Consider the following 3,338-nt stretch of genomic DNA (forward strand, 5'->3'; position numbering starts at 1 on the left):
TGAGAAGCCCCGACCGGGGTTCGACAACTGGCGACAGCCAGTTGGACAGATGACGAGCCTGCGAGGAATCTGCCCCGACAAAATTGCCGGGAGCAATTTTGAACAGCGCTTGCGCTGGCCCCGCAGGGGCGAGGCCCAGGGACGGGCCGAGTAACGGCGAGCGCAGCGAGTCAATCCCCCCCTCACCGCCATATTTTAAGAAGAGCTCGTACGCAAGTACGGGCTTTTTTTTCGCCTGTTGCATGCCACCCGGTATCCCGGACAGATGCGCAGCATCGCCTCCGGGAATTCTGCTACTCCATGCTCTTCTCCCGGGGGCGGCGCACAGCGCGTGCCCGGGCTACAGTACCACCCTTAACCCGGGTAAGGCATTTACGCCGCAACCCGGGTAATATGCCGTGAGGTGGTATTGCTGTGGCTTCTTCCCGGCTTGCACTGCGCTTAGCCGGGCTACAGGGTCGCAGATTGCCGGTAATCCGTAGCCCGTACAGGTACATCCCGCCGCCGCCGGGATTGTGGCAAGTGCTAATCCTCCTCCATCCGCTGATACTCTTCACTCAGGAAATCAACCAGCGCCCTGACCGAGGGCAGCAGCCCGCGGCGCGAGGCAAACACCGCATGGATCACCTCCCTGCGCGGTTGCCACTCATCAAGGACAACCACCAGCTCTCCGGCGGCCAACTGATCGCGCACCATTAATAAAGGAAGCTGTACCACCCCAACGCCGGCAATGGCCGCTTCACGGAGCGCCAGCATATCCGTAGTCACCAATCGGGGAGTGAAGTAGATCTCCGCTCTTGCGCCCTCGGGACCGGTCAACTGCCACTTATGCTGATGTTTACCTGCTCCCAGGCTCAACCCCGGCCAATCGCTTAATTCTGATGGAACACGGGGCTGCCCTTGCCGCTCAACCAACCCGGGGCTGGCGACCAGACGGTGCCCGCGATCGGCCAGGACACGCATCACCAGGTCGCTGTCTTCTATCGGTCTTGGACGCACGCGAATCGCCACGTCGACGCCCTCGCCAACGACATCCACTCGCCGATTGGTGGCTTCCAGCTGAAGATTGACGCCCGGGTAGCGCACCATAAACCGTGCCAGCATCGGCCCAATATGCGCATGTAATAACGTTACCGGACAGGTCAGCTTCACGCTGCCGCGCGGTTCGGAGCGCAGGGTTTCCACCGCCTGCTCTGCCGCTTCCGCCTCGATCAGCATCGCCTTGCAGTGTTGATAAAAAGTAAGCCCAACTTCCGTTACCGCAAACTGGCGGGTTGTACGTTGAATCAAACGTACGCCGAGGCGTTCTTCTAACTGGGCGATTCGACGGCTCAATTTTGATTTGGGTTGATCGATCGCCCTTCCCGCCGCAGCAAATCCACCGTGATCGACCACCTGCACAAACCAGGCTAAATCATTGAGATCCTGCATCCTTCCTCCATCGTTCCATTTTTAGAACAGTATAGGTCGTTTTTGCTATCTGGCGGACTATTAGTGGCGAATATATGCTTATTCACATCAGAAACAGACATTCAGGAGACTGCCATGAAACAAATTACAGGTATCTACACTGCGCCTTCACAGCACTGGGTAGGCGACGGTTTCCCGGTTCGCTCAATGTTCTCTTATCAGACGCACGGCGAACAGCTAAGCCCCTTCCTGCTGCTTGACTATGCAGGACCGCATCACTTCCCGGCGGGAACGGAGAAACGCGGCGTCGGCGAACATCCGCATCGCGGATTTGAAACCGTCACCGTGGTCTATTCCGGTGAAGTTGAACATCGTGACTCTACCGGTAGAGGCGGCGTTATTGGGCCGGGTGATGTGCAGTGGATGACCGCTGGCGCCGGGATCCTGCACGAAGAGTTCCACTCGGCGGAGTTCACCCGTACCGGCGGCGAGCTGAAAATGATCCAGCTTTGGGTCAACCTTCCGGCGAAAGACAAAATGACGAAACCGGGATACCAGAGCATCACTGCTGATGTGATTCCTGACGTTGAGCTGCCGAATAATGCGGGCCATATGCGGGTTATTGCCGGGCGCTACGAGGATACGGTTGGCCCTGCGCATACGTTTTCTCCGCTGAACGTGTGGGACCTGCAGCTCAACCAGAGTCAGGAGATCACCCTGCATCAGCCCGATGGCTGGAGTACGGCGCTGGTCGTTCTGGAAGGTGAAATTGTAGTAAACGGTGAGGGTAGCGCCCGCGAGGGTCAACTGGTTGTGCTCAGCCAGAAAGGAGAAACGCTCCACCTCGCGGCCAGTAGCAACGCAAAAGTACTGCTGATGGCCGGCGAGCCGCTGCAGGAGCCGATCGTGGGCTACGGCCCGTTTGTGATGAATAGCAAAGCGCAAATCGCGGAAGCGGTTCGTGATTTTAATAGCGGCCGCTTCGGCCAAATCTGATATTGAATGAGGTGAAGAATATGTCTACCCCAGCTAACTTTAATGGTTCTCGTCCGGTTATTGATGTCAATGATACCGCCATGCTGCTGATCGACCACCAGAGCGGTCTGTTCCAGACCGTGGGCGATATGCCGATGCCGGAGCTACGGGCGCGCGCCGCCGCGCTGGCGAAGATGGCCTCGTTAGCCGGCATTCCGGTGATCACCACGGCATCGGTGCCGCAGGGCCCGAACGGCCCGCTGATCCCTGAGATCCATGAAAATGCGCCCCATGCGCAATATATTGCGCGTAAAGGAGAGATTAACGCGTGGGATAACCCGGAATTTGTTGCCGCGGTAAAAGCGACCGGGCGTAAAACGCTGATTATCGCCGGTACCATTACCAGCGTCTGCATGGCGTTCCCGTCCATCGCCGCCGTCGCCGATGGCTATAAGGTTTTTGCCGTCATTGATGCTTCCGGTACCTATAGCAAGATGGCGCAGGAAATCACCCTCGCCCGCGTCGTCCAGGCTGGCGTCGTGCCGATGGATACCGCGGCGGTCGCTTCCGAACTGCAGCGTACCTGGAATCGACCGGACGCCGCGGAGTGGGCCGAGGTGTATACCAAAGTCTTCCCGGCATACCAGTTGCTGATTGAGAGCTACGCCAAAGCTCAGGACGTGGTGAAGAATAACGAACAGCTTGATTCACAGCGTTAAAATGACTGCCCCGCCGTGCTACGGCGGGGCAGTGTTCATTGCTTAACCGAACGATAGCGAAAGCATAAATACTGCTTGACCGTTTTAGCGCAACTCCCTATAGTAGCGCCCCGTTGCCCACCCAAGGTGAGCAGCAAAACAATATGGTGAGGTGTCCGAGTGGCTGAAGGAGCACGCCTGGAAAGTGTGTATACGGCAACGTATCGGGGGTTCGAATCCCCCCCTCACCGCCAT

Annotated in this window: 3 protein-coding genes, 1 tRNA gene and 1 pseudogene; 3 read left to right on the top strand and 2 right to left on the bottom strand. The window is 57.8% G+C overall.

What is annotated here, in order from left to right:
• Together HMPREF1144_RS33465 and HMPREF1144_RS04590 are read right to left on the bottom strand one after the other, a co-directional pair.
• Nucleotides 1-244 (bottom strand): annotated as a pseudogene (locus tag HMPREF1144_RS33465) (hypothetical protein); the annotation flags it as partial.
• A 281-nt stretch (nt 245-525) separates the two neighbouring features.
• Nucleotides 526-1,431 carry a LysR family transcriptional regulator gene (locus HMPREF1144_RS04590; RefSeq protein ID WP_004131328.1) on the bottom strand — a complete coding sequence of 302 codons (906 nt, stop codon included), beginning with the start codon at nt 1,429-1,431 and terminating at the stop codon, nt 526-528.
• 114 nt (nt 1,432-1,545) lie between these two features.
• On the opposite strand from HMPREF1144_RS04590, the gene HMPREF1144_RS04595 reads away from it, so the two are divergent.
• The 3 genes from HMPREF1144_RS04595 to HMPREF1144_RS04605 all read left to right on the top strand — a co-directional run bounded on the left by HMPREF1144_RS04595 (nt 1,546) and on the right by HMPREF1144_RS04605 (nt 3,337).
• A complete protein-coding gene (locus HMPREF1144_RS04595; RefSeq protein WP_009651964.1) occupies nt 1,546-2,406 on the top strand; it encodes a pirin family protein in 861 nt (286 codons plus the stop codon).
• A gap of 20 nt (nt 2,407-2,426) precedes the next feature.
• Nucleotides 2,427-3,104 carry an isochorismatase family protein gene (locus tag HMPREF1144_RS04600; RefSeq protein WP_009651965.1) on the top strand — a complete coding sequence of 226 codons (678 nt, stop codon included), beginning with the start codon at nt 2,427-2,429 and terminating at the stop codon, nt 3,102-3,104.
• Between the two features lie 145 nt (nt 3,105-3,249).
• Nucleotides 3,250-3,337 (top strand) — tRNA-Ser (locus tag HMPREF1144_RS04605).
• Nucleotide 3,338: the final 1 nt, after the last annotated feature.

Source organism: Klebsiella sp. OBRC7 (assembly GCF_000293135.1).
Classification (GTDB): Bacteria; Pseudomonadota; Gammaproteobacteria; order Enterobacterales; family Enterobacteriaceae; genus Klebsiella; species Klebsiella michiganensis.